Origin of the sequence: Streptomyces sp. CA-249302 (genome assembly GCF_050936785.1) — a bacterium.
Lineage (GTDB): Bacteria > Actinomycetota > Actinomycetes > Streptomycetales > Streptomycetaceae > Streptomyces.
This window is the reverse complement of record NZ_JBNJMG010000001.1, coordinates 1242878-1267675: the sequence shown is the minus strand read 5'-3', so window position 1 is coordinate 1267675 and position 24798 is coordinate 1242878. Positions and strand designations below refer to the sequence as shown.

Genomic DNA, 24798 nt, shown 5'->3' with positions numbered 1-24798 from the left:
GATCAGACGCCGTGCGGCAGCCGCACGTACGTCACCGTCGTCTCGATCCCGCTGTCGACCAGCCGGCCCTGCGCGTCGAAGGCGCCCGCGCCGTCCGTCATCCCGAAGTCGTTGTCGTTGATGAGGGCGAGCGTGTCGTGGTCCACGCGCGCGATGCCCTCGATCTTTCCGGGCACCCCGGCCACCTTGCCCAGGTCGACGACGAGCTTCTTGCCGAGCACCGGGACGCCGGAGGCCGCAGGGTCGTCGAGCTGCTCCAGAGAGGGCGACGTCGTGTCGTCGTCATAGGTGCCGCCGAGGATGTTCGCATCCCGGTCCAGCTTCACGAGCTGGAGCCGCGCGGCCTTGTCGGTGCGCTCCTCGACCAGCAGTCGGTCGCCGCCCACGGCGACCACCGAGGAGATCTTGAGCTCGGAGGTGTCGTCCTCGCTCGGGTCGACGACGTTCACCGGGTCGAATCGGTACGCGTACTCGGCCGTGACCGCCTTCCTCTTCGTCGAGAAACGCAGCAGCCGAGTGTTCAGCGAGGCCTCGCCCGCGTCCGTGTCCGGCAGAGACAGGGGGCTCTGCAGCGCCATCACCAGGTCGCCGCCGGGCAGTTGGGCGAGCCCCTCGAACCCGCGGTTGATCTTCCGGTGCAGCAGGACGGCGGGCAGTGCTTCGACCACCGGGTAGTCGGTCCCGGTGAGATTCAGCCCCTTGGGCACATAGCGGGTGAGCACCTTCCCGCGCGCGGAGACGTGCACGAGCGAGGGCCCGTACTCGTCGACGAGCCAGAAACTCCCGTCGGCGGCCCGCACGATGCCCTCGGTGTCCAGCCCGTTCGGGTTGTACGACAGAGCGGTCTGTGCGTCGTAGGAGTACGGCGCCTCGTCCCGCCCCGCCTGGTTCGACAGCCCGGTGACGGCCTTGCCGGAGCGGGTGGTGATCGGGATGGCGTCCAGCACCTTCACCGTGTCGCCCAAGACCCGGATCTTCACGATCGCCGGATCGAAGCCCGGCACCGGGAAGGTGCGCCGCTTCGTGCCGCTGACCTTGATCTGGCCGTTGGGCCCACGGTCGGTGACGGTCCAGTACTCACCCTTGCGGCCCGCCGGGTAGATGTCGCTGCCGATGCCACCCAGGTCGATGCCGCGGTCGTTGTCCACCGTCCCGGGCAGCAGCGCATTGCTGAACGCGCCGAGCGGGAGGTCCCCGAGCGTCGCCGTGCGCACGACCTGAGCGTCCTCACCCGACGCACCCGCGGCCGGCCCGGCGGCCACGAGGGCCCCCATCACGGCCAGCGGAACACCCACTGCGACGGCACGTCTGACACGGATCCGACCGGCGGCGTACGGGGACATCGGGCCTCCTGAAGGGCAACTTCATTGACAGCGGCCAGATTTGAACCCGATGGCGAACGTGTACCCACGACCAGATGAACACGGAGCGTCGGTAGCCCGAGCACACGGCCTGCCACCGGGAGCGACTTCAGTGAAGGGCGAGCCCTTCGGATGCCTCTTCGTCCCGGGAAACCGCTTCCACCGACGACAGCGCCGTCGCCGGATCCAGTGCCCCTTCTCCGACAGGCGCCCAGCGCCCCCGCTCCTTGCGGTACGGCCACCAGCGCCCGTCCCGCCCCAGACGCAGCTGAACCGGCTCGCCGACGACCGTCCACCGGTTCAACCTCGCCCGCAGCACCGGCCGTTCGTCCTCGTCCCAGGCCGACTCCAGCGCGGCACGCGCGCGTGCGAGCGTTTCGCCTTCTACGGTCCACTCCTCCTCCAGCACGGAGAGCGCGGCCGCGCCACCGAGCCCCCACGCACGCGTGGCCCGCGCCAGCCCCTCCCCGTCCCGCCCCGACCCCTCGGCCAGCCGAGCCACCACGGCCTCCTCGGGCGCGCCCGCCGCAAGCCGCACCGCATCCTGAGCAATCGTCAACTCCGAGTCGGGATCCTGCCGTTCTGTCCCGGCTCGCAGAGCCTCGGCAAGCAGCCGATGCGCTTCTACGGCCGTACGGGCGGCCAAGTACCGGAGCGCGCCGGGGACGACGCCCGGTGCCGGTGGGGCGTCGGTGTCCAGGGAGGGCGGTGTGCCGGGCTCGGAGGGGAGGTCCGGCGGGGCGGGGAGCGGGGGCAGGATGTCGCCGGCTGCGTATGCCTCGGTGGCGTCCACGCCCTCGGGCTCGGCGGTGAATTCGGCGCGTGGGGCGCTGCGGGCCTGGAGGTCGGCCAGGAGGGCCTGTTCGCCGCGGCCACGCATCAGCAGCAGGACGAAGGGATCCTGGTCCAGCAGGCGCGCCACCTGGTAGCAGAGCGCCGCCGTGTGCGCGCAGTGGTCCCAGGCGGCGCAGTCGCACTCGGGCTCCAAGTCGCCCATGCCCGGCAGCAGCTCGACGCCCGCGTCCGCCGCGTCCTCGACCAGGTGCGGCGGCATGTCGCGGTCGAGCAGCGCCGCCACATGGCCGACCCGCTCGACGGCCATGTCCAGGAAGCGGTCCCACTGCTCGCCGGTCAGCTCCTCCAGCAGGACGTCCGCCCGGTGCGGGGTGCGGTCGCGGCCCTGGACGACGGCCGTTATGCGTCCCGGACGCACGGACACCGCGCCCACGGCTCCCGCGCGTGCGAGCCTGCGCCCCGCTTTGAGCTGCTGCGAGTCCAGCGCCGCGTCCTCCAGCGACTTCAACCAGGCCTGACCCCACCAGGTCTGTGCGAAACCCCGCCCCTGCGCGGGTGGCAGCGCCGCGAAGGTGCGTTCCGTGTCTCCGTCGTACCGGTTCATCGCGTACCCCCTCGCAGCTCCACCAGATCGGCCAGTTCCGCGTCGGTCAGCTCCGAGAGCGCCGCCTCGCCGGCGCCCAGCACCGCGTCGGCCAGCTCCCGCTTGCGGGTGAGCATCGCGGCGATGCGGTCCTCGACCGTGCCCTCCGCGATCAGCCGGTGCACCTGCACGGGCCGGGTCTGACCGATGCGGTACGCGCGGTCGGTGGCCTGCGCCTCCACGGCGGGGTTCCACCAGCGGTCGTAATGCACGACATGCTCGGCCCGGGTGAGATTCAGTCCCGTCCCCGCGGCCTTCAACGACAGCAGGAAGACGGGCACTTCACCGTCCTGGAAGCGCTGCACCATCGCCTCGCGTCCGGCGACCGGTGTCCCGCCGTGCAGGAACTGCGAGGCGATGCCACGGGCGGCCAGGTGCCGCTCGACGAGCCTCGCCATGCGCACGTACTGGGTGAAGACCAGAACGCTCGCCCCCTCGGAGAGGATCGTGTCGAGCAACTCGTCCAGCAGCTCCAGCTTCCCGGAACGGCCGGCGATCCGGGGCCGCTCCTCCTTGAGGTACTGCGCCGGGTGGTTGCAGATCTGCTTCAGCCCCGTCAGCAGCTTCACGATCAGCCCGCGCCGGGCCATCCCGTCGGCGGCGGAGATCTCCGCGAGGGTCTCGCGCACCACCGCCTCGTACAGACCGGCCTGTTCCGCGGTCAGCGACACGGCGCGGTCGGTCTCGGTCTTCGGCGGCAGCTCGGGCGCGATCCCCGGATCCGACTTGCGTCGGCGCAACAGAAACGGCCGCACCAGCCGGGCGAGCCGCTCCGCGGCGGCCGGATCCCGGCCGCCCTCGACGGCCTGCGCGTACCGGGTGCGGAAGGCGCCGAGTCGGCCCAGCAGCCCCGGAGTCGTCCAGTCGAGGATCGCCCACAGTTCCGACAGGTTGTTCTCCACGGGGGTGCCGGTGAGCGCCACGCGTGCGCGTGCACCGATGGAACGCAGCTCCCGCGCGGTCGCCGAGTACGGGTTCTTCACGTGCTGTGCCTCGTCCGCCACGACCATGCCCCAGGAGACCTCGGCGAGCCGGCGCGCGTCCAGGCGCATCGTGCCGTACGTGGTGAGCACGAACTCCCCGTCGGCCACTGACTCCAGGCTGCGTCGCGCCCCGTGGAAGCGGCGCACGCGCGTGCCCGGCGCGAACCTCTCGATCTCGCGCTGCCAGTTGCCCATCAGGGAGGTCGGACACACCACGAGCGTCGGACCGGCCGTCGACGCGTCCGTCTGCCGGTGCAGATGCAGCGCGATCAGCGTGATGGTCTTGCCGAGCCCCATGTCGTCGGCGAGACAGCAGCCCAGGCCCAGCGACGTCATGCGCACGAGCCAACTCAGGCCCCGCCGCTGGTAGTCCCGCAGTGGGGCCGCGAGAGCCGCGGGCTGCCCGACCGGCTCCTGCGTCTCAGGGTCCGCCAGCCGTTCTCGCAGGGCCGCCAGCCATCCCGTGGGCTCGACGTCGACCCGGCGGCCCCCGACCTCCGTGGAGCCCGTCAGAGCGGCGCCCAGGGCGTCGACGGGCGTGATCTTGCGGTCCTGCTCGGCGCGGGCGCGCCGTACCTCCTCGGGGTCCACCAGAACCCACTGGTCGCGCAGCCGCACGACGGGGCGACCGGCCTCGGCGAGTCGGTCCAGTTCCTCGCGGGTGAGGCGCTGGTCGCCCAGCGCGAACCGCCAGTTGAACGCGAGCAGCGCGTCGGCCGACAGGAACGACGGCACGTCCGAGGTGATCCTGTCGCCCGGTTCGTCGTCCGGCGGGCCGATCACGGCGCGGGCGGTCAGTCCGCGGGTCAGGTCCTTCGGCCAGTGCACCTCGACTCCGGCGGCGGCGAGGCCGCGGGCGCCCGCTCCGAGGAGTTCGGTGATCTCCTCGTCGGCGAGGTCCACCGCGTCCGGCACACTCGCCGACAGGAGCGGCGTGAGCGGCGGCCACGCGCGTGCCGCCCGCCGCAGCGCGAGCAGCGTGTCCATACGCGCGCGTGGACCGAAGGCGGCAGTGTCGCCCGACTCGGCCCAGACGGCGGAGACGTCGGCGACAAGCCCCGGATCGCTCACGCTGTGCACCTGCAGCACGCCCCGGAACGCCGTCACCGCCTCCTCCTGCGTGAGTCCCGCGAGGCCGGGCACCTCGATCCGCAGCGACAGCCGTACGCCCGCGTCATGGCCCGCCGCGACATCCGTGGCCCAGGCCCGCTGCTCGGGCAGGTGCTGCGGCCGGCGCGCCGCGTAGGCGGCACCGCCGGTCACGAGCGGAGCTGCGGGGGAGCGGGGGAGGGTGTCGGCCACCGCGTCGAGGAAGGCGCGCAGCAGCGCCTCCGGGTCGGGCAGCCGCGGTGGTTCGATGCCGTCCAACGGCACGGCGTGCGCCTCGGGCGGCATCGCGGCGGCCAGTCCGCGGATCCGGTCGACGTCCTGCACGGAGAGCGGGCCGATCCGCCAGGCGTCGTGATCGCCGGGAGACAGGCCGGGAAGCAGCAGTCCCCGGGCCACGAACTGCAGGGCCAGCAGGCCGGCCGCACCCCAGAACGCCGTCCCCCGATGTGCGTCCGCGTCGGTACGCGCGCGGGTGAGAACCGGCAGCGCCGTCCGCACCGGCAGCAGAACCGCGGACACGTCGACCGGCTCCACGCCGTCGGCACCGGGCAACATCACGGTCAGGGGCGCCGCGGTCCCGGCCGCGACCGGCGGAGGAGCGGCGCCGTCGGCCCGCCAGAAGGCGACGGTGCCGGTGTGGGCCGGGTCGCCGGGCAGGAACACGGCGCCGCAACGCGCCAGTCCGGCGATCTCGGAGGATGTTGCCGCGGGGGTCGACTGCACAGTGATGCCGTGCTCCTCAAGTTTGACTACTGAGGTCGGGGTCGCCGAGGGTACAGCATTCCGGCGTGCCCCCCGGCATCCCGTCGCCGGCGTGTGGCTCACCCAGCTCCCGGGGTGGCGTCAACCCCCCTTCGCCGCACGGGGCTTACCCCCGCACGTACCCGGGTGGTGGCGCCATGGTCGCGGCGGGTCGCCGGTCCGTACGTTTCCTGAGGTCAGCCCGTTGCCCGAGAGAGCCGGAGACCGGACATGCCCGAGCCCACCACCGCCGTCGCCGAACCTGCCCGGGCGACCCGTGACGCGCCACCCGCCGGAAGCGAGTTCGCGCCCCTCCTGCGCACGGTGAAGGGCCAGGGCCTCCTGGAACGGCGCACCGGCTGGTACGCGCGCGTGATCGCCGCGAACGCCCTCGCACTGGCCGCCGTGATCAGCGGAGTCGTCCTCGTCGGCGACTCCTGGTGGTCGCTGCTCCTGGCCCCGCTGCTGGCCGCCTTCTGCGCCCGCGCTGCCTTCATAGGCCACGACGCCGGACACGGGCAGATCAGCGGCGACAAGAAGGCCTCCCGCATCATCGGCCTGCTCCACGGCAACCTGCTCCTGGGGATGAGCTACGCCTGGTGGAACGACAAGCACAACCGCCACCACGCCAACCCCAACCACATCGACAAGGACCCGGACGTCGTCGCCGACGTCCTCGTCTTCACCGCGGCACAGGCCGGCCTGCGGTCCGGCTTCCGGGGCTGGCTCACCCGCAACCAGGCCTGGTTGTTCTTCCCGCTCACCCTCCTCGAAGGCGTCGCCCTCAAGGTCCACGGCTTCCAGGACCTGCGCCGGCAGCCGCCCCGGGAACGCGCCGTGGAGGGCGCCCTCCTGGTCACCCATGTCGCCGCGTACGCGACGCTGCTGCTCACCACGATGTCCCCGGGCAAGGCGCTGGCGTTCGCCGCCCTCCACCAGGCCCTCTTCGGCCTCCATCTGGGGATGGCCTTCGCCCCCAACCACAAGGGCATGGAGATGCCCGACCCCGACGGCGAACGGTGGGGCCACCTGCGCCGGCAGGTGCTCACCTCGCGCAACATCCGTGGCGGCGTCCTGACCGACTGGTTCCTCGGCGGCCTCAACTACCAGATCGAGCACCACCTCTTCCCCAGCATGCCGCGCCCTCATCTGCGTCTTGCCCGGCCCCTGGTGCGGGCGCACTGCCTGGAGTTGGGTATCCCCTACGCGGAGACCGGGCTCGTCGACTCCTACCGGCAGGCCCTGCGTCATCTGCACGAGGTGGGAGAGCCCCTCAGGGCCCAGTGGCCGTGAGGAGCTCTCAGGGACGAGTCGGGGTCAGGGCTCAGGGTCGTCTCAGGGTTGCGGATCGGAACCACGCGAAGCGCGGGCCCGTTTTCAGAACAGAGAGCGGCACTGGCCGCGAAGGAGGCGACGTACATGTCGAACAACGCGAAGATCGCCATAGGAGGAGTGGCCCTCGGGCTCTTCCTGTGGATCTGGCTGCCCTTCTGGGCGGTGGTCCTGATAGTCGTCGGAGTCCCGACCGCCGCCTACCTCACGCTGGACCCCTCGCAGCGGCGCAGGCTGCGCCGCATCACCCGCAAGGAGCTCGGTCGCTGAGGCACTACCGGACGGGAGCGGCCCGGTCGGCCGGGGCACAGGAGTCGACCACATCGCCGTCCACGGGCCGAGCGACGGTTCGGTCCGTGGGCGGCAGCACGCCCCTCTCCACCCAGGAGACGAGCGTGTCGAAGGCCGAGCGGTAGCAGGGCAGGATGGGCCGGAGCCGGTCCGGATAGGTGTCGTACAGGCTGTCCACGTGCGCGCCGCCTTGGATCGTGTAGTAGCGGTGCAGTGCGCCCCGTCCGCTCGCGTCCACCATGCGCGCGTAGACGTCCGAGTCGGTGGCCTTGGGCAGCAGCGAGTCCAGGTCGCCGTGCAGCGTGATCAGCGGCCTGCCGATGCGCCCGGTGAGCGCCACGCGGGCCACCGCGCGATGGACGGCCGCGGGACGCGACGCGTAGTCGTACCTGGCGTCGGAAGTGCAGGGCGCCAGGATCTCGTCCGGAGTGCTCCCGGCGGACGGGCCGGGGCAGGCGGGGTCGTAGTCCGGATCGAACTCCGCGCGGTAGATCTTCTGCGTGACACCCCAGTAGGCCTTCTCGTGATACGGCCACAGGAACTCGGAGCCACGCGCGAAGCCGGCCCGGTACATGTCCTCGTCCCCGGCCGATCCCGTCATCCGCGCCACCGCGGTGGGCAGCGAGGTCAGCAGATTGGGGCCGTCCGCGGTCCACAGCGCGCCCTCCCAGTCCACGCCGCCGTCGTACAGCTCTGGGTGGTTCTCCAGCTGCCAGCGGGTGAGGTAGCCGCCGTTGGAGATGCCGGTCATGTAGGTACGGCGGGGTGCGTGCCCGTACCGCAGGGCGACCGCCCGCCTGGCCGCCCGGGTGAGCTGGGTGGTGCGCGTGTTCCATTCGGCGACCGCGTCACCGGGCCGGGTCCCGTCGCGGTAGAAGTCGGCACCGCTGTTGCCCTTGTCGGTCGCCGCGTAGGCGTAGCCCTGGGCGAGCGCCTGATCGGAGATCGCTGCATCCGTCGCGTACTGCCGACGGGTGCCCGGCGCGCCCGTGACCACCAGACCGCCGTCCAGTGGTCCGGCAGCCGGATCACGAACTGCGCGTCGTGCCGCCAGCCATGGGTCGCGTTGAAGTGCGAGGAGTCCGGGAAGTAGCCGTCGATCTGCACCCCGGGCACCCCGGACGGAGTGCGGGTGGCCTTGGCCGTCAGCCCCGCCTGGTCGGCCATGTCGGTGTACGGCGTACCGGCGAGGCCAGTCGTGGTCAGGTCGGGCAGACAGGCGCTCTGCTGGAACGCCGCGCCGGGCACGCGCACCCGCTCCTGGCGGTCGCAGTGCCCTTTGCCCGCCGTCGTGCCCGAGGCGGGAGTCGGCCAGGTGAGGACCGCCGCCGCCAGCACGGCGGCAGCGAGCGGAACACCTCGGGACGGACGCATGAAGGCCTCCAGGGGGCAGCGGGAAAGGCGAGCGCCACCGCCGGTGAGCGGGGAGCCCTGCGCTGCCTCATGGTGCGATCCGGCCTCCGCGGCATCCATGGGCCGGGGCCACATGGCACGAGGCCTGCGTGTGGGGGCGTACAACAGGCGAGCGGGTGAAGTTCCGCGCAGGGCAAGCAGGTTGGAGCAGTGCCGCCCTGCGCGGACCCAGTCCCGTTCAGCTGGGGCGTACGGCCATCTTGTCGAGCGCCTGGAGCAGACCCGGCAGCTCTGGTCCCCGGCCCACCGGGAGCACCTCGCCCGGCTCCGCGTCGAGGAGCACGAACGCGATGTCGTCGGTCCTGGCCACCAGCGACCAGCCGGGACCGTCGGCGCGCAGGGTGCGCGCGTCGCCCGGAGCGAAGGACGACCGGACACGGCCCAATGGCGGTGGCGAATCCACGTAAGCGCGGGCCTCGGCGAGCACCCGACGGACCTTGCTGGGTCCAGCGGGTCCTTCCCCGTCGGCCTTCCCGTCTTCCTGCTCGCCCGCCACGGCCGCTTCTGTGGCCTCAGGGGCCGCGTCCGCCGCGGCCGAGCCGACCGGGGTCGGGAACTCCGCGTCGTCGATCTGCTCGCGCCACAGCGCCCACTGCAGCGCGATCTCGTCGGCGCCCAGGCGTCGCTGGGCCGGCCCCCAGATGCTCGTGTCCGGCGGCGACAGCGGGGCACGCTCCGCGACCTCCGGGTCGGGATCGTGCGGCGCGGGCACGCCAGGAGCCGCGACGGCGACCGCGAGCGGCCAGCCCGGCAGGGCGGCGACGACCGAATGCTCGTCGGGCGACAGGTCGTACTCCATGCCGCAGTCCCACGACGCGATGGCGACGGCGACCAGGGAGACGTCGTCGACGACGACCGTCCACCGGGCACCGTCCCCGTCCTGGCCGATCACCAGGCCGTAGCCGTCGGCGAGCGGCGCGAGGCCGAGCGCCGCGCAGGCCTCCGGATAGTCGTCGCCCAGCACGCTCGGAAACTTCGCCGGCGTCAGCAGTACCGCCGTGAGCACATAGAGCGCGTCGTCCGCGGCGGCGACGGCGTCCTCGTCCGTCCCGGCCATCCCAGCCTCCCCATCGGTTCGTCCAACGGCGCGCACCCTAATGCGCGCGCAAGCCCCTTGTCACGATTCCCAAGCACACCCGGAGCTGCAGTTTTCCGGCTGGACGGGGCGAATCGCCCGCTCAGGGGCCCGAGCGTCAGGCCGCCGGGAGCCCGAGAAGCGTACGGGCCACCGTCCGCGGCGACTCGTCGCGCTCGCGCGCAAGTGCGATGACGGCACGGCACGCCAGCTCGTTGACCCCGAAGGACAGGGCCTCGGGCGACACCCAGCCGGCCGCCTCGTCGATCCGGTCCTGGTCGTCCTCCGCGCAGGCCGAGACATACGCGGCGGCCGCTTCGAAAAGATTGTGTGTACGTTTGTCCGGGCCGTGGTTCACCTCCGCCCGCACGGCGTTGAGGAATCTCGAACAGGCCTTGTGGACCCGTCCCCACATGCTGACCACCTTCCCCCTGCGTGGTTGCCGCGGCTGATCGGTCATCTCCTGCTGTTCAACGTAGAGTTGGAGCCGCCAGGGCAGAAGAGGCCGTACCCGCGTGGAACAGGGGAACGACATCCCGACATGCGCAGCGCCGGACCCGGACCCACACTTTGATCACCGGGGGCCGACCTCGAAGGGTGCTGTTCATGGCTTCGCTGCTCTTTCGGCTGGGCTGCTTCGCCTTCCGGCGGCGCTGGTACGTCACTCTCCTGTGGATCGCGGTCCTCGCCGCCCTCGGATTCGCCTCCGCCAAGGCGCCCGCAGCGCCCGACAGCACGTTCTCCGCACCGGGCATCGAGGCGCAGCGCGCGTTCGACCTGATGGAGCAACGCTTCCCGGGAGCCACGGCCGACGGCGCGACGGCGCGGATGGTGTTCGTCGCCCCGGACGGGCAGAAGGTCACCTCGGCCGCCAACCGGGCGGCCATCGACAAGGCGGTCGCCCGCGCGGCCGACGGACCGCAGGTCGCCTCCGCAGTGGGCCCCTTCCAGGCACAGGCGGTGAGCAAGGACGGCTCGACGGCGTTCGCGACCATCACCTACACCGAGGCGGCCAACGACCTCACCGACGCCGCCAAGAACACCCTGCGCGGCGCCGCCCAGTCCGCCCGGGACGCGGGGCTGACCGTCGAGATGGGCGGCACGGCGCTGGCGAGCACGCCCGAGGCGGGCGGCGTCGGCGAGGTGATCGGCATCGTCGTTGCCGCTGTCGTCCTGCTTGTCACCTTCGGTTCGATGGCCGCGGCCGGGTTGCCATTGCTGACCGCGGTGCTCGGCGTCGGCATCAGCATGACCGCGATCACCGCTCTGGCCAGTGCGTTCGGGCTGTCCTCGACAACCGGCACACTGGCCACGATGCTGGGCCTGGCCTGCGGCATCGACTACGCCCTGTTCGTCGTCTCCCGCTACCGCGAGGAGCGGGCCAACGGGCACAGCGAACAGGAGGCGGCCGGCCTCGCCGTCGGCACGGCCGGGTCGGCGGTGGTCTTCGCGGGGCTCACCGTGGTCATCGCGCTCGCGGGGCTCTCGGTGGTCGGCATCCCGATGCTCACCAAGATGGGCCTGTGCGCGGCCGGCGCGGTCGTGATCGCCGTCCTCGTGTGCCTGACGCTGGTCCCGGCCCTGATCGGCTTCTGGCCGCGCGCCGTACTCTCCCGCCGCTACCGCCTGACCGGGCGGCGCGTACAGGGCGTGTTGGGTAACCGGGGCAGTCGCTGGGCCGAGTTCGTGCAACGGCACCCCTTCCCCGTGCGCTTCACCGCGATGGTGACCCTGATCGTGCTCGCCATCCCCGTCCTCAGCCTCCAGCTGGGCATGCCGGGCGACGAGGCCAAGCCCACCTCCACGACCGAGCGCCGTGCCTACGACGACCTCGCCCAGGGCTTTGGGCCCGGCTTCAACGGCCCGCTGACCGTGGTGGTCGACGCCAAGGGAACCAGCGACCCGAAGGTCGCCGTGGCGACGATCGAGAAGAAGATCGGCGCCACACCGGGCGTCGTCTCGGTCACGACACCCCGCTTCAACCAAGCAGGCGATACGGCGGTGTTCTCCGCAGTGCCGCAGTGGGCACCGACCGACCAGAAGACCGAGGACCTCGTCCACACGATCCGCGGCGAGCGCTCCGCGACGGAGGCCGGCACAGGGGCGAACTTCGAGGTCACCGGCACCACCGCGCTCAACATCGACGTCGCCCGGAAGGTCCAGGGGGCCCTGATCCCGTATCTGATCGTCGTCGTCGGTCTGGCGGTCGTCCTGCTGCTGATGGTCTTCCGGTCGATCTTCATCCCGCTCAAGGCGGCGATGGGCTTCCTGCTCTCGGTGCTGGCCGCCCTCGGCTGCGTCGTCGCGGTCTTCCAGTGGGGCTGGGGCGCCTCGCTGATCGGGGTCGAGACGACCGGGCCGATCATGAGCATGATGCCGATCTTCCTGGTGGGCATCGTCTTCGGTCTCGCCATGGACTACGAGGTGTTCCTCGTCTCCCGCATCCGTGAGGCGTACGTCCACGGACAGGGTGCCGGCGAGTCGATCACCACCGGGTTCCGCTACAGCGCCCGGGTGGTGGCCGCGGCCGCGCTCATCATGATCGCGGTGTTCGCGGGCTTCGTCACCGCCGACGACTCCATGATCAAGATGATCGGCTTCGGCCTGGCGATCGCCGTCCTCTTCGACGCCTTCATCGTCCGCATGGCCTTCGTCCCCGGCGTCCTCGCCCTCCTCGGCGACAAGGTGGCCTGGCTGCCGCGCTGGCTGGACCGCATCCTGCCCCACCTGGACGTGGAGGGCGAGGCGCTCAGCCGCGCCCACCCCGCCCCGGTTCCGCAGCCGGACGAGGGGCAGACCGACAACACGGACACCAAGAGCCCGACACCCGCCTGAGTGCCGGACCATGGTCGCGCCGGGGTCCTCCGCCGGTTCCGTCACTGCGGGGCCGGACCCGGTTCAACCGGCGGGCCGGTTCTGACGGTCAGTTCTCCCGCACCGCCAGGGCGAGGAAGCGGGTGTCCTCGTCGACGTACGAGGTCATCCGCCAGCCCGAACCGGCCAACAGCGGGCGGAGGTTGGGCTCCGCCCGCAGGTCGTCCGGGGTGATCTGGCGGCCCTGGCGGGCCGCGAGCGCCGCCCGGCCGATGGGGTGGAACAGCGCGAGCACCCCACCGGGGCGCACGACACGGGCCAACTCCCGCAGGTTCTCGGCCGGCCGGGGCAGATGTGCGATCAGACCGGCGGCGAACACGGCGTCGAGCGACCGCGACCGCAGCGGCAGCGCGGCCACGTCGGCGAGCAGCAGCTGTCCGTCGCGGCCCCTCCCGGCCCGTACGGCGGCCTGGAGCATCTCCGGGGTGAGATCGGCTCCGAGGACCACTCCCGAGGGCCCCACGGCGGCACGCAGCGGCGTCAGGGCCCGTCCCGTGCCGCAGCCCGCGTCCAGCACCCGGTCGCCCTCGCCCAGTTCGAGCTCGGCGACCGCGGCCGCGTAGGCGGGGCCGTCGTCCGGGAACCGGCGGTCCCAGTCGGCCGCGCGGGTGCCGAAGAACTCCTGGACGTGTGTGTGGTCGTCGCTCATGTTCCGCATGATCTCTCACCGACACGGATGACGCCGCAGCGCGCACGTTCGACCTTGACGCGATCGTTCCGCTGCACCCCTGCGTCATATTGCGGCACTTTTCGAAATGCGCCCCCTTTGCGCGCCCTTGCTCCCACTAGCGTCCCGGAGCCATGGGACACCTGGACCACGCCACCTTCGGCTGGCTGACCCCCGTGCTGTCGTACGTGATGGCCTGCATAGGCGCCGCACTGGGGCTGCGCTGCACCGTCCGCGCCCTCGGCGCCACCGGACGTTCACGCCGCAACTGGCTGATCACCGCGGCCTCGGCGATCGGCACCGGCATCTGGACCATGCACTTCGTGGCCATGCTCGGATTCGGCGTGAGCGGCACCGACATCCGTTACGACGTGCCGCTCACGATCGTGAGCCTGCTCGTCGCCATGATCGTCGTCTGTGCCGGCGTCTTCGCCGTCGGCTACAGCAAGGACCGCGCCCGCGCGCTGTTCCTCGGCGGTCTCACCACGGGCCTCGGCGTCGCGAGCATGCACTACCTGGGCATGGCGGCGGTACGGCTGCACGGTCACGTCGGTTACGACCCGGCGCTCGTCGCGCTCTCCGTCCTGATCGCCGTCGTCGCGGCGACCGCGGCCCTGTGGGCGGCGCTCAACATCAGGTCGCCGATCGCCGTCACCGTCGCCTCCCTGATCATGGGGGCGGCCGTCACGAGCATGCACTACACCGCGATGTTCGCGGTGAGCGTCCGCGTCACGCCCTCCGGCCAGGCGCTGTCCGGGGCCACGGCGATGCAGTTCATCTTCCCCCTCGCCGTCGGCCTCGGCTCCTACCTCTTCCTGACCTCGGCCTTCGTCGCGCTGTCGCCCACGACGGGGGAGCGCGAGGCGTCCGCCTCCGCCCAGCGGCCCGTCGAGAGTGTCGCCGCCCACTAGCGGCGGGTCCGCGCCCCCAGGCACGCCCCCGAACCACTCCCGAGCGAGGAGGCCATGCGCACACCCCGTAGGACCCCAGCCCCCGGCGCCGAGACGCCGACCTCAACGCCCGCGCGGGGCCGCCGCGCCCACGCCGGACCGCCGGCCGACGAGCTCCTGGACGAGTCCGCGGGCATGCCGCCGGACGAGGCACCCGCGCGCGGGAGCCGCTGGCGGATACGGCCGCGCACCGTACGGGCCAAGATCGTCTGCCTGCTGATGGTGCCGGTCGTCTCGCTGCTCGCCCTGTGGGCGTACGCCACCGTCAGCACCGCCCAGGACGTGTCCCGGCTGCGGCAGTTGCAACGCGTCGACTCCGAGATCCGTACGCCCGTCGCCGCGGCCGTCGCCGCACTCCAGGCCGAGCGCGTCGCCGCCGTGCGCTACGCGACCGACCCGCAGGCCGGGCAGAGCAGCGACTACAAGCAGCTCGCCGAGCGCACCGACCGGGCCGTCGCCAAACTGCGGCTCGGCGACGACAACACCGTCGCCGACAGCGAGGAACTCCCCGCCGGAGTCGCCCAGCGGCTGGAGACCTTCGTCACCGGCACCCGCCAACTGCGTTCGCTGCGCACCGGGGTGCTCGCCGGCCGGACCGACTGGGACGCGGCCTACGGGCAGTACACCGGAACCATCGCCAACGCCTTCGGAGTCGGCGGCGCACTCACCGGCATCCAGGACGCCGACCTCGGCTCCGACGCGCGCGTACTGCTCGAATTCTCCCGCGCGGCCGAGGCCTTGGCCCAGGAGGACGCCGTACTCGCCGGCGCACCCCTCGCCGACGGCCTCACCGGTGATCGGCTGCGGCTGTTCACCGGAGCCGTCGACACCCGCCGCAGCCTCACCGCGGCCGCCGTCGCCGACCTGAGCGGCCCGGAGCGCGATGCCTGGCGCAGCCTCGCCGACACCAGCGCGTACGCCGGCCTCGGCACCGCCGAGGACCAGGTCATCACCGGCATCCCAGGTCCGATCAAGGCGTCACCGGAAGCCACTTGGGACAAGGCGCATGCGCGCGTGCAGGACGGCATGCGGACCATCGAGGCGAACGCCGGGCGCGGAGTGGCCGACCGGGCGGATCCGTTCACCCGCGGCCTGCTCACCCCGGCCGGCGCCGCGGTCCTCCTCGGCCTCGCCGCAGTTGCCGCGTCGCTCGTCATCTCGGTACGCATCGGACGCGGTCTGGTCGTCGAGCTGGTCAGCCTGCGCAACAGCGCTCTGGAGATCGCCCGCCGCAACCTCCCCGAGGCCATGCGCAGGCTGCGCGCCGGCGAGGAGATCGACATCCGGGCCGAGGCCCCGCCCGGGCCGCCCGCCGAGGACGAGGCCGGACAGGTCGCCGAGGCCCTGGGCACCGTGCATCGCGCCGCCCTTCGGGCCGCCGTGGAGCGCGCCGAGCTCGCCAGCGGCATCTCCGGAGTCTTCGTCAACCTCGCCCGCCGCAGCCAGGTCCTGGTCCACCGCCAACTGAGCCTGCTCGACAGCATGGAACGCCGCTCCGACGACCCGAACGAACTGAGCGACCTCTTCCGGCTCGACCACCTCACCACCCGGATGCGGCGCCACGCCGAGAGCCTGATCATCCTCTCCGGGGCGGCGCCCGGCCGCGCCTGGCGCATGCCGGTCTCGCTCACCAATGTCGTGCGCGCGGCCGTCTCCGAGGTCGAGGACTACGCGCGCGTGGAGGTGCGCCAGCTCCCGGAGGCGGCCGTCGTCGGCGCGGCCGTCGCCGACCTCACCCACCTGCTGGCCGAAGTCGTCGAGAACGCCGCCCAGTTCTCGCCTCCGCACACGCGCGTGCGCATCACCGGCGAACCCGTCGGCAACGGCTACGCCATCGAGGTCGAGGACCGCGGCCTGGGCATGGGCAAGGAGACCCTCGCCGAGGCCAACCGCCGCATCGAACAGTCCGAGGCCCTGGACCTGTTCGACAGCGACCGGCTCGGCCTCTTCGTGGTCAGCAGGCTCGCCGCCCGCCACGGCATCAAGGTGCACCTGCGGACCTCGCCCTACGGCGGCACCACCGCGGTCGTCCTGCTGCCCACCGCACTCCTGCACGGCGGTGCGGCGGAACGTTCCCCCAGCAAGGCCGCGGACACCGAGCGGACCGCGGAACGCGAGTACGCGCGCGTGCCGCCGCGCGTCACGGCACCGCAGGAGTCCGTACCGGCCCTGGCCGAGCGGCCCGCGCTGGCGGTGTCGGCACCGGCGGCGGTGGACACGGCGTCGTCCGACACCCCACCCCCCGGAGTCACCGCCTTGCGCCTGCACCGCCCAGAGGACGACGCCGAAGAGTCCGAGGACCTGCCCCGCCGAGTGCGCCAGGCGAACCTCGCCCCCCAACTGCGCGAGCACCGCCCGGAGGAGGCGGCCGCGCAACCGTCCGACACCGCGCACGACGACCAGCGGACACCCGAGGCAGTACGGGACCGCATGGCGGCGTACCGGGACGGCTGGACGCGCGGCGGCGGCAGGCAGCCGGGCCGTGGCGCCACCCCGGATTCGACAGCGCGCAGCGACAGCAGCGAAGGAGATCGCGCATGATCCAGGACCCGAGCATGAGGGCCGCCCAACGCGGCGGCGAACTCGACTGGCTGCTGGACGACCTGGTAGTGCGCGTGAACGAGGTACGGCATGCCGTGGTGCTGTCCAACGACGGGCTCGCCGTGGGCGCCTCGACCGATCTGCGCCGCGAGGACGCCGAACACCTCGCCGCCGTCGCCTCCGGCTTCCACAGCCTCGCCAAGGGGGCGGGCCGGCACTTCGGAGCGGGCGGAGTGCGCCAGACCATGGTCGAGATGGACGACGGCTTCCTGTTCGTGGCGGCGGCGGGCGACGGCTCCTGCCTCGCCGTCCTCACCGCGGTGACCGCCGACATCGGCCTGGTCGCCTACGAGATGGCACGGCTGGTCAAACGCGTCGGCGAGCACCTGTACACGGCGCCCCGCGTCGGCGCCCGCCCGCCGGCCGCCCGATGAGCCGAGAAGGCGGTCCACGCACATGACCGAGGACAGGACCGGCCCCGAGGACCAGCCGGGCAGCCAGTGGTACGACGGTGAGGCCGGGCCGCTGGTACGGCCGTACGCCATGACGGGCGGGCGTACCAGGCCCGGCCCCACCGGAGTCCGCTTCGACCTGATCGCCCTCGTCACCCTGGACCCCGGGGCACCCGGCGTCGACGACGCGCTCGGCCCGGAACACCGGGCGCTGATCGACCTGTGCCGACTGGAGACCCAGTCGGTCGCCGAACTCGCCGCGGGCGCCGACCTGCCCGTGGGCGTGGTCAGGGTGCTGCTCGGCGACCTGCTGGAGCTCGGCTGCGTCACCGTCAGCCGTCCGGTGCCACCCGCACAGCTTCCTGACGAACGGATTCTGCGCGAGGTGATCGAGGGGCTGCGGGCGCTGTAGATGAAAGTTCACAACCACCCGGTCCCGTACGGCCCCGACCCGTACACCCAACCGGACTCCGAAAGCGAACGATTCGGTCGCATCGGGCAAATAGCGGTCCAATCCTCCGGAGAAGGGACGCAGTTGTGATGATGCGTATCGACGTCGACCGTTGCCGGCACTCCCGAGAGAAGTGATCGATGGTCTCCGAGCACTCCGACGCCCAGGGCGGCGAGACGGCCGCACTCGCGTTGAAGATACTGGTCGCCGGCGGATTCGGCGTGGGCAAGACCACCCTGGTGGGCGCGGTCAGCGAGATCAGGCCGCTGCGCACCGAGGAACTGCTCAGCGAGGCCGGTCAGTTGGTGGACGACACCGACGGCGTGGACCAGAAGGTCACCACGACCGTCGCCATGGACTTCGGGCGCATCACCATCCGGTCCGGTCTCTCCCTCTACCTCTTCGGCACACCGGGCCAGGACCGCTTCTGGTTCCTGTGGGACGAACTGTCCCAGGGCGCGCTGGGCGCCGTGGTCCTCGCGGACACCCGGCGGCTCGAGGACTGCTTCCCCGCGGTGGACTACTTCGAGCACCGGCACATCCCGTTCGTGGTGGCCGTCAACTGCTTCTCGGGCGCCCGCAGGTACGGGGCCCAGGACGTCTCACGCGCCCTGGACCTGGACCGGGGAACACCGGTGGTGCTCTGCGACGCCCGGGACCGCGACTCCGGGAAGGAGGTGCTGATCCGGCTCGTCGAGTACGCCGGGCGGATGCACACCGCCCGGCTGCTCGACTCGGTCGGCTGACCGGGCGGCGCGCTCAGTCCGCGACGGCCTTCTGGACCAGGACCTTGTCGACGGCGAGGCGCACGAGGAGTTCACCGGGTACGCCGTTGCGCGCCCCGAACTCCTCGGCCCGCTCCTCGCCCATGTACCGGGCCCCGATCCGGCCGGCCCAGTACCGCAGTTCGTCGAGATCCTCCGAGATCCGGGCCCGCCCCTGCAGGACGACGAAGTCGAAGGGCGGCCGGTCGTCGTCCACGCACAGCGCGGCGCGCCCGTCACGGACCAGATTCCGCCCTTTCACGCTCGTCCCCGCGGTGTTGAAGACCACGTCGTCCCCGTCGAGCAGGAACCAGATCGGCGTCACGTGCGGGCTGCCGTCGGCCCGGACGGTGGAGAGCTTTCCGGTGCGGGTGCCGTGCGAGACGAACGCCCGCCATTCCTCATCGGTCATCTTCTGTGCCATGCACCCATCCTCCTTGCCCGGGGGCCGGTCGTGGGGAAGGCTGGCCAGAGATCCTCCGGCGAGGGGGAGTCGTTTCACGGGGAGACGAAACATGGCGCAGAACCAGGGACTTGGCTGGCTGCTGGACGATCTGACCGAGCGTGTCGACCATGTGCGGCATGCGCTGGTGCTGTCCAACGACGGCCTGGTGACGGGCGCGAGCACGGGGCTGCGGCGCGAGGACGCCGAGCATCTCGCCGCCGTCTCGTCCGGCCTGCACAGCCTGGCCAAGGGATCGGGACGCCACTTCGGCGCGGGCAGAGTACGCCAGACCATGGTCGAGTTCGACGACGCGGTCCTGTTCGTCACCGCGGCCGGCACCGGCAGCTGTCTGTGCGTGCTCAGCGCGGCCGACGCCGACATCGGCCAGATCGCCTACGAGATGACCCTGCTCGTCAACCGGGTCGGCGAACACCTCGGCGTGGAGGCCCGGCAGCCCGAAAGGTTCCCGTCCACGGACTCCTGACCAGGGGCTTTCCCCTCTCTCGTGGAGTTATCCACAGGCCCCCACAAGATCCGCCGCAGCGGTTAGGGTTTTTTCCGAGGCCACGCGGACGGCGCGGGGCCGACCACTCCACGGGGGAGACCACCATGTCGGGCAACACCGTCACCACACCGGACACCACCTCCTGCACGCCGAGCCACGCGGCCCGCGAACTGGAGCTCAAACGAGGGCAGTTCGACCTCGCCGTCAACCTCGGGTTCCTACGGACCGTGCCCGACGAAGGGGGCGGGGGCCGACGCGTCCCGCGCACCGAGATCGACCGGCTGCGGGGCGAGGACGGCTTCCCGGAGACGCTGACGAAACGCGTCGAGACCGTCGGCACCCGGGAGGGCGCGGAGCTACTGCGGGTGTCGATCGGCAGGTTCACCCGCCTCGCCCGACTCGGCATCGTCGTGCCGGTCCACTTCTACCTGAACCGCTACCGGGCCGTGGTCTGGCTCTATCTCGCCGAGGAGCTGCGGGAGTTGGCGGCCGACGAGAGCCAGGCGGCCCTGCTGAGCGGCCGTACACCGTCCGGGCTCCGGGAGCAGGTGCAGGAAGGTGTGGATCTGCGCGCCCGCAACTGGCGGCTGCGGCAGCTCGGCTTCCTGCGACGGCGGGCCGGCGATCATCCCTGGGCGCGCGCGGCGGCCGTAGCGTCGATGCTCGACCCGCTCCAGGTCGCCGAGGTCGTCCAGGACCCGTACGAGCGCCTCCACTTGACCCGGTTCCTGCCGAAGCCGGTGACCTACGGTGCGCCCGGTTCGCCCGCGGCCCAGCTGACCGAGCGCATCACCCACGCCGACGACACCGACGAGGTCGGTTGGCTGAGCGCCGACCTCGTGCTGTCGGTGAGCAACGCCCGCCGGCGCGACCCCGCACCGCGACCGGCCGGCTCGGCGCCGGTCGTGGAACACCGGGAACCCGACGCGGAGGACCCGGCCCGCTCCCGTGGCCTCCTGGGCTGGCTGCGCCGCAGGAATCCGTGAACCGTCGCGGAAACCCCTGAACCGTCGCGGCAGCCCCTCAACTACAGCGCCCGGAACAGGCCTTCCTGGACGACGGACACGAGCAGCTGCCCTTCCCGGTCGTAGATCCGTCCGCGAGCCAGGCCCCGCCCACCCGTCGTGATCGGTGCCTCCTGCTCGTACAGGAACCACTCGTCGGCGCGGAAGGGCCGGTGGAACCACATGGCGTGGTCCAGAGAGGCGATGTCGAAGTTCCGAGCGCCCCACAGGGGTTCGACCGGGATGCGGACGGCGTCCAGGAGGGTCATGTCGCTCGCGTAGGTCAGCGCGCAGGTGTGCACGACCGGGTCGTCGCCCAGCGGCCCGACCGCGCGCATCCACACGGCGCTGCGCGGCTCGGCGTCCTTGATCTCGTCCGGGGTCCAGCGCAGCCGGTCCACGTAGCGGATGTCGAAGGGCTGGCGGCGCGCCATCCGCTCGTACCGCTCGGGCAGCGCACCGAGATGCTCGCGGATCTCCTCGGTGACCGTCGGCAGCGACTCCGGGTCCGGGACCTCGCGGGCCGGCGGCAGCTGGTGCTCGAAGGGTCCTTCCTCAGGCTTGTGAAAGGAGGCGGTGAGATTGAAGATCGTGCGTCCCTGCTGGACGGCGGTGACCCGGCGGGTGGTGAACGACCTGCCGTCCCGCACCCGTTCGACCTGGTACACGATGGGCACGCCCTGGCGGCCCGGGCGCAGGAAGTACGCGTGCAGCGAGTGCACCGGACGGTCGCCCTCCGTGGTGCGGGCGGCGGCGACCAGCGCCTGGCCCGCCACCTGGCCGCCGAAGACCCGTTGCAGGTGCTCGTGCGGGCTCAGGCCGCGGAAGATGTTGACCTCGATCTGCTCCAGGTCGAGCAGGTCGACGAGTCTCTCGGCCGGGTTCGTCATGCGGGAGTTTCTCCTTGGCTCACGACTTGGCTCAGAGCTGACCGACGGCGGTGACGCGGACGACCGCACGGCCCTCCGCGTCGGAGGCGGCGAGGTCGATCTCCGCGCTGATGCCCCAGTCGTGGTCGTCGTTCGGGTCGTCGAAGATCTGCCGGACGCGCCAGACGCCCTCCTTGGGCGCCTCCTCGATCACCAGCAGCTTGGGGCCGCGTGCGTCCGGACCGGTGCCGAGGTCCTCGTACTCGTCCCAGTACTTGTCCATCGCCTCGCCCCACGCATCGGCGTCCCAGCCTGCGTCGGCGTCCATCTCGCCCAGCTCCCCGACCTGGTCGAGGGCGGCGAGTTCGACGCGGCGGAAGAGGGCGTTGCGGACCAGGACGCGGAAGGCGCGCGCGTTGGCGGTGACCGGCTTGACCTCGTCGGCCTTCTCCTGGGCCTCCTCGGCGGTCATCTCCTCCGGGTTGGCGAGCTGCTCCCACTCGTCGAGCAGGCTCGAGTCGACCTGGCGGACCATCTCGCCGAGCCACTCGATCAGGTCCTGCAGATCCTCGGACTTGAGGTCGTCCGGGATGTTGTGGTCGAGGGCCTTGTAGGCGCTGGCGAGGTAGCGCAGCACGATGCCCTCGGTGCGGGCCAGCTCGTAGAACGACACCAACTCCGTGAAGGACATGGCCCGTTCGTACATGTCGCGGATCACGGACTTCGGCGACAGCGGGTGGTCGCCGACCCAGGGGTGGCTCTTGCGGTACGTGTTGTACGCGTGGAAGAGCAGCTCCTCCAGGGGCTTCGGGTAGCTGACGTCCTGGAGGCGCTCCATGCGCTCCTCGTACTCGACGCCGTCCGCCTTCATGGCGGCCACGGCCTCGCCCTTCGCCTTGTTCAGCTGGGCGACCAGGATCTGCCGCGGGTCGTCAAGGGTGGACTCGACGACGGACACCATGTCCAGGGCGTAGGACGGCGACTCGGGGTCGAGCAACTCGAACGCGGCGAGCGCGAAGGTGGACAGCGGCTGGTTGAGCGCGAAGTCCTGCTGGAGGTCGACGGTGAGGCGGACGATCCGGCCGGTGGCGTCCGGCCCGTCGAGCTTCTCCACGATGCCGCCGTCCAGCAGCGAGCGGTAGATCGCGATCGCCCGCCGGATGTGCCGCAGCTGCTGCTTGCGCGGCTCGTGGTTGTCCTCCAGCAGGTGGCGCATGGCCTGGAAGGCGTTGCCGGGGCGGGCGATCACCGACAGCAGCATCGTGTGCGTCACGCGGAAACGGGACGTCAGCGGCTCCGGATCGGACGCGATGAGCTTCTCGAAGGTGGACTCCGACCATGCGACGAAGCCCTCCGGCGCCTTCTTGCGGACGACCTTGCGGCGCTTCTTCGGGTCGTCGCCGGCCTTCGCGAGCGCCTTCTCGTTCTCGACGACGTGCTCGGGGGCCTGGGCGACGACGAAGCCCGCCGTGTCGAAGCCGGCCCGCCCGGCACGGCCGGCGATCTGGTGGAACTCGCGGGCGCGCAGAGTGCGCACGCGGCTGCCGTCGTACTTGGTCAGGGCCGTGAACAGCACTGTACGGATGGGGACGTTGACACCCACGCCCAGCGTGTCCGTGCCGCAGATGACCTTCAACAGGCCGGCCTGGGCGAGCTTCTCCACCAGGCGCCGGTACTTGGGCAGCATGCCGGCGTGGTGGACGCCGATGCCGTGGCGGACGTAGCGGGAGAGGTTGCGGCCGAACTTGGTGGTGAAGCGGAAGTTGCCGATCAGCTCGGCGATCTGCTCCTTCTCCTCCTTCGAGCACATGTTGATGCTCATCAGCGCCTGCGCCCGCTCCACGGCCTGCGCCTGGGTGAAGTGCACGATGTAGACCGGCGCCTGCCGGGTCTCCAGCAGCTCCGTCAGTGTCTCGGTGAGCGGCGTGAGCCGGTACTCGTAGGACAGCGGCACCGGCCGGGTCGCCGAGCGGACCACCGAGGTGGGGCGGCCGGTGCGGCGGGTGAGGTCCTGCTCGAACATCGAGACATCGCCGAGGGTGGCCGACATCAGGATGAACTGTGCCTGGGGCAGCTCCAGGATCGGGATCTGCCAGGCCCAGCCGCGGTCCCCCTCCGCGTAGAAGTGGAACTCGTCCATGACGACCTGGCCGACGTCCGCGTCCTTGCCGTCGCGCAGCGCGATCGAGGCGAGCACCTCGGCGGTGCAGCAGATGACGGGTGCGTCGGAGTTCACGGACGCGTCGCCGGTCAGCATGCCGACGTTCTCGGTGCCGAAGATCTTGCACAGCTCGAAGAACTTCTCCGAGACCAGCGCCTTGATCGGCGCCGTGTAGAAGGTGACCTCGTCCCGGGCCAGCGCCGCGAAGTGCGCACCCGCCGCGATCATGCTCTTGCCGGAGCCGGTGGGCGTCGACACGATCACGTTCGCGCCGGAGACCACCTCGATCAGCGCCTCCTCCTGGTGGGGGTAGAGCGTCAGACCGCGCTCCTGGGCCCACGACTCGAAGGCTTCGTAGAGGGCGTCGGGGTCGGCGGTCGGCGGCAGCTGATCGATGAGTGTCACGGACCCATCTTGCCTGCCGTCCTCCCCCAGAGGGGAATCGGATGCGGCTGCGAAGATCACGACCAGTACGCTGTGTCGCCGACGGAGCGTCAGGGCACCCGGTCAAGGAGTCGGCGCACCCGGTCAACTGGACAGCGGCACAAGAGGAATGGGGCGGGCAACGGCCATGATGGGACCAGCACACTCACTGTCGGGAGCCGCGGCCTGGCTCGGCGTAGGTGCGGCGGCCGCCGCGACGGGGCACCCGATGCCCTGGCCGGTCATCCTGGTCGGCGCCCTGATCTGTGCCGGAGCCGCCCTGGCCCCGGACCTGGACCACAAGGCGGCCACCATTTCGAGGGCCTTCGGACCCGTCTCCCGCGGGCTGTGCGAGATCGTCGACAAGCTCTCCTACGCCGTCTACAAGGCGACGCGGAAGCAGGGCGACCCGCGCCGCTCCGGCGGCCACCGCACCCTCACCCACACCTGGCTGTGGGCGGTCCTGATCGGTGCGGGTACGTCGGTCGCGGCCATCACGGGTGGCCGTTGGGCGGTGCTCGCCATCCTCTTCGTCCACATGGTGCTGGCCATCGAAGGCCTGCTGTGGCGGGCGGCCCGGGGCTCCAGCAGCGACGTGCTGGTGTGGCTGCTGGCCGCGACCAGCGCCTGGATCCTCGCCGGGGTCCTGGACAAGCCGGGCAACGGCTCGGACTGGCTGTTCACCGACCCCGGTCAGCAGTACCTGTGGCTCGGGCTGCCGATCGTGCTGGGCGCGATAGTGCACGACATCGGCGACGCGCTGACCGTCTCCGGCTGCCCGATCCTGTGGCCGATCCCGGTGGGCCGCAAGCGCTGGTACCCGATCGGGCCGCCGAAGGTCATGCGGTTCCGCGCGGGCAGCTGGGTCGAGCTCAAGGTGCTGATGCCGGTGTTCATGCTGCTCGGCGGGGTGGGCTGCGCCGCGGCACTGAACTTCATCTGAGGCTC

The 24798-nt window shown here is 71.6% G+C and carries 20 protein-coding genes and 1 pseudogene; 11 read left to right on the top strand and 10 right to left on the bottom strand.

Annotated elements, in window-relative coordinates; all coding sequences use genetic code 11:
• Window positions 1-2: 2 nt before the first annotated feature.
• The 3 genes from ACQEWB_RS05700 to ACQEWB_RS05690 form a co-directional block, all read right to left on the bottom strand.
• On the bottom strand, window positions 3-1343 hold the full coding sequence (locus ACQEWB_RS05700) for an esterase-like activity of phytase family protein (RefSeq protein WP_432827695.1): 1341 nt from the start codon (window positions 1341-1343) through the stop codon (window positions 3-5).
• A 127-nt stretch (window positions 1344-1470) separates the two neighbouring features.
• Window positions 1471-2760, bottom strand: a complete 1290-nt coding sequence (locus ACQEWB_RS05695) for an SWF or SNF family helicase (protein WP_432827693.1) — start codon at window positions 2758-2760, stop codon at window positions 1471-1473.
• Complete coding sequence (locus ACQEWB_RS05690) at window positions 2757-5615, bottom strand: SNF2-related protein (protein WP_432827691.1); 2859 nt, start codon at window positions 5613-5615, stop codon at window positions 2757-2759. The genes ACQEWB_RS05695 and ACQEWB_RS05690 overlap by 4 nt, the downstream gene beginning before the upstream one ends.
• A gap of 249 nt (window positions 5616-5864) precedes the next feature.
• Between ACQEWB_RS05690 and ACQEWB_RS05685 the strand changes: the two genes are divergently transcribed.
• A complete protein-coding gene (locus tag ACQEWB_RS05685; RefSeq protein WP_432827689.1) occupies window positions 5865-6926 on the top strand; it encodes a fatty acid desaturase family protein in 1062 nt (353 codons plus the stop codon).
• Between the two features lie 126 nt (window positions 6927-7052).
• Window positions 7053-7235, top strand: a complete 183-nt coding sequence (locus ACQEWB_RS05680) for a hypothetical protein (protein ID WP_242768857.1) — start codon at window positions 7053-7055, stop codon at window positions 7233-7235.
• A gap of 4 nt (window positions 7236-7239) precedes the next feature.
• Here the strand turns inward: ACQEWB_RS05680 and ACQEWB_RS05675 are convergent.
• From ACQEWB_RS05675 to ACQEWB_RS05665, 3 genes and pseudogenes are all read right to left on the bottom strand, one after another.
• A pseudogene (locus ACQEWB_RS05675) lies at window positions 7240-8630 on the bottom strand (tannase/feruloyl esterase family alpha/beta hydrolase).
• A 217-nt stretch (window positions 8631-8847) separates the two neighbouring features.
• A complete protein-coding gene (locus ACQEWB_RS05670; RefSeq protein WP_432827687.1) occupies window positions 8848-9726 on the bottom strand; it encodes a hypothetical protein in 879 nt (292 codons plus the stop codon).
• 136 nt (window positions 9727-9862) lie between these two features.
• The gene (locus tag ACQEWB_RS05665; RefSeq protein WP_432827685.1) at window positions 9863-10159 is read right to left on the bottom strand and encodes a hypothetical protein; all 297 of its coding nucleotides are present in this window, start codon (window positions 10157-10159) and stop codon (window positions 9863-9865) included.
• Between the two features lie 191 nt (window positions 10160-10350).
• Here ACQEWB_RS05665 and ACQEWB_RS05660 point away from each other — a divergent pair, with 191 nt between their 5' ends.
• Window positions 10351-12579 carry an MMPL family transporter gene (locus tag ACQEWB_RS05660; RefSeq protein ID WP_432827683.1) on the top strand — a complete coding sequence of 743 codons (2229 nt, stop codon included), beginning with the start codon at window positions 10351-10353 and terminating at the stop codon, window positions 12577-12579.
• A gap of 88 nt (window positions 12580-12667) precedes the next feature.
• Here the strand turns inward: ACQEWB_RS05660 and ACQEWB_RS05655 are convergent, their stop codons facing one another.
• Window positions 12668-13267 (bottom strand): class I SAM-dependent methyltransferase, encoded by a 600-nt coding sequence (locus tag ACQEWB_RS05655; RefSeq protein WP_432827681.1) that lies wholly within the window; start codon window positions 13265-13267, stop codon window positions 12668-12670.
• Between the two features lie 152 nt (window positions 13268-13419).
• Between ACQEWB_RS05655 and ACQEWB_RS05650 the strand changes: the two genes are divergently transcribed.
• The 5 genes from ACQEWB_RS05650 (at window position 13420) to ACQEWB_RS05630 (ending at window position 18425) form a co-directional block, all read left to right on the top strand.
• Window positions 13420-14196 (top strand): MHYT domain-containing protein, encoded by a 777-nt coding sequence (locus tag ACQEWB_RS05650; protein WP_432827679.1) that lies wholly within the window; start codon window positions 13420-13422, stop codon window positions 14194-14196.
• A gap of 54 nt (window positions 14197-14250) precedes the next feature.
• Window positions 14251-16776: a sensor histidine kinase gene (locus tag ACQEWB_RS05645; protein WP_432827677.1), complete on the top strand. Its 2526-nt coding sequence runs from the start codon at window positions 14251-14253 to the stop codon at window positions 16774-16776.
• Window positions 16773-17210, top strand: coding sequence for a roadblock/LC7 domain-containing protein (locus ACQEWB_RS05640; protein WP_432827675.1), 438 nt, complete (start codon window positions 16773-16775; stop codon window positions 17208-17210). Before ACQEWB_RS05645 ends, ACQEWB_RS05640 begins: the two co-directional genes overlap by 4 nt.
• Before the next feature lie 22 nt (window positions 17211-17232).
• The gene (locus tag ACQEWB_RS05635; RefSeq protein WP_432827673.1) at window positions 17233-17640 is read left to right on the top strand and encodes a DUF742 domain-containing protein; all 408 of its coding nucleotides are present in this window, start codon (window positions 17233-17235) and stop codon (window positions 17638-17640) included.
• Between the two features lie 179 nt (window positions 17641-17819).
• Window positions 17820-18425 (top strand): GTP-binding protein, encoded by a 606-nt coding sequence (locus tag ACQEWB_RS05630; RefSeq protein ID WP_432827671.1) that lies wholly within the window; start codon window positions 17820-17822, stop codon window positions 18423-18425.
• Between the two features lie 13 nt (window positions 18426-18438).
• Here ACQEWB_RS05630 and ACQEWB_RS05625 read toward each other — a convergent pair whose 3' ends face one another.
• Entirely contained in the window at window positions 18439-18867 is a 429-nt protein-coding gene (locus tag ACQEWB_RS05625) for a PPOX class F420-dependent oxidoreductase (protein WP_432827669.1), read from the bottom strand.
• Between the two features lie 91 nt (window positions 18868-18958).
• Here ACQEWB_RS05625 and ACQEWB_RS05620 point away from each other — a divergent pair, with 91 nt between their 5' ends.
• The gene (locus ACQEWB_RS05620; protein ID WP_432827667.1) at window positions 18959-19372 is read left to right on the top strand and encodes a roadblock/LC7 domain-containing protein; all 414 of its coding nucleotides are present in this window, start codon (window positions 18959-18961) and stop codon (window positions 19370-19372) included.
• Between the two features lie 125 nt (window positions 19373-19497).
• A complete protein-coding gene (locus ACQEWB_RS05615) occupies window positions 19498-20379 on the top strand; it encodes a DUF6397 family protein (protein ID WP_432827665.1) in 882 nt (293 codons plus the stop codon).
• Window positions 20380-20420: 41 nt separating this feature from the next.
• Here the strand turns inward: ACQEWB_RS05615 and ACQEWB_RS05610 are convergent, their stop codons facing one another.
• On the bottom strand, window positions 20421-21287 hold the full coding sequence (locus tag ACQEWB_RS05610; RefSeq protein WP_432827663.1) for an acyl-CoA thioesterase: 867 nt from the start codon (window positions 21285-21287) through the stop codon (window positions 20421-20423).
• A 31-nt stretch (window positions 21288-21318) separates the two neighbouring features.
• A complete protein-coding gene (locus ACQEWB_RS05605; protein ID WP_432827661.1) occupies window positions 21319-23832 on the bottom strand; it encodes a DEAD/DEAH box helicase in 2514 nt (837 codons plus the stop codon).
• A gap of 166 nt (window positions 23833-23998) precedes the next feature.
• On the opposite strand from ACQEWB_RS05605, the gene ACQEWB_RS05600 reads away from it, so the two are divergent.
• Complete coding sequence (locus ACQEWB_RS05600; protein ID WP_432827659.1) at window positions 23999-24793, top strand: metal-dependent hydrolase; 795 nt, start codon at window positions 23999-24001, stop codon at window positions 24791-24793.
• Window positions 24794-24798 lie beyond the last annotated feature (5 nt).